Source organism: Virgibacillus sp. GM2-2, from assembly GCF_055329585.1.
The window spans coordinates 1-225 of record NZ_JBUZWC010000192.1; the positions used below are offsets into that span (position 1 = coordinate 1).

The 225-nt window shown below is 69.3% G+C and carries 1 pseudogene; it reads right to left on the reverse strand.

Annotated elements, in window-relative coordinates:
• Positions 1-225 (reverse strand): annotated as a pseudogene (locus ACY9Z2_RS19510) (hypothetical protein); the annotation flags it as partial.

Consider the following 225-nt stretch of genomic DNA (forward strand, 5'->3'; position numbering starts at 1 on the left):
GCGTAGACGCCCGCGATGAACAGGTGCACGACCTCCGTGCCCCGCGCCTTGGCGGCGGCCAGCTCGGCGGCCGGAACCTGCGCCTCGGCGACGAACTGCACGAACAGCGCGGTCAGGTACACGTACAGGATGGACTTCATCCCGTAGAAGCTGAAGCGCTCGGCGCCCTCGTTGCCCACGATGTAGGGGATCCCGCTCGGATAGCGGTCGTCGCGGGCCGCGACG